Source organism: Roseateles sp. P5_E1, assembly GCF_054049335.1.
The window spans coordinates 1-847 of record NZ_JBFUMN010000160.1 but is presented as its reverse complement, the minus strand read 5'-3'; the positions used below and the strand labels follow the sequence as shown (position 1 = coordinate 847).

Sequence of the window (847 nt, the reverse complement as noted above, 5' to 3'; positions counted from 1 at the left end):
GTGCCGGCCTGATCAGACCGTGCAGCTTGCGAGTGCCGATGCGTGGCTGACGCGCCCGATAACCCCCCACTAAAGCGATCGCCCGTGCGCGCTCGRCCAACTGCCGTTGCTGGCGATGGCCACCTTGGTAGTACGCCTGCCGACTGATGCCGAAATGTCGGCAAGCCCTTGCCACGCTTACGCCTTGGAGGCGCCCTTGCGTGAGGACTTGCCGGAAGGCTTTTTTACGATGCGTACCCCGTAGTCCTCTTTGAGGACCTCGACGATGGCTTCGAAAAGCTGCGCTTTCTCGTTGGCCTCCCGCAGTTGCACCTGCAAAGCCTTGATCTGCTGTTCCGGCGTCAGCGGCTTGGCCGCCGCGCTTTTGGGTGAAGTGGTCATGGGGGCAGATGATGCACCACCTGACCAATCCTGCCGACCATGGCGGCGAAGCCAGCCAAGCACAGTGCTCCGTCCTTGGATCCCGTATCGCTCCTGGGCCTTTTTGTAGGTCARTTCCCCGCGCTCGACCTGGTCGACCACCGACAATTTGAAGGCCAGCGAGTAATCCCGCTGGCTGCGCCTGAGTGTTGAATCCATTGAACATTCCTCTTCCTGTGGGAAAAGGTGTCAACCCAATTCAGGACGGGTCACGGGCAAGAAAAAAGCCACCTGGATGACCAGGTGGCTTTCGTCTTGGTGGGCTGTCAAGGATTCGAACCTTGGACCTATTGATTAAGAGTCAACTGCTCTACCAACTGAGCTAACAGCCCGAAAATCGGGAGGCGAATTATGCTGGATTTCCCACCGGGGATGCAAGCACTTTTTCTAAACGAATGCGAAACACCGCCCCGTGGCAGAGCCGGGC

The 847-nt window shown here is 58.6% G+C and carries 1 protein-coding gene and 1 tRNA gene; both read right to left on the bottom strand.

Annotated features, from left to right (window positions below; translation table 11 throughout):
- Nucleotides 1-177 precede the first annotated feature (177 nt).
- Nucleotides 178-579, bottom strand: a complete 402-nt coding sequence (locus tag ACXJKJ_RS30345; RefSeq protein ID WP_457395112.1) for a hypothetical protein — start codon at nucleotides 577-579, stop codon at nucleotides 178-180.
- Between the two features lie 97 nt (nucleotides 580-676).
- Nucleotides 677-752 (bottom strand) — tRNA-Lys (locus ACXJKJ_RS30340).
- Nucleotides 753-847: the final 95 nt, after the last annotated feature.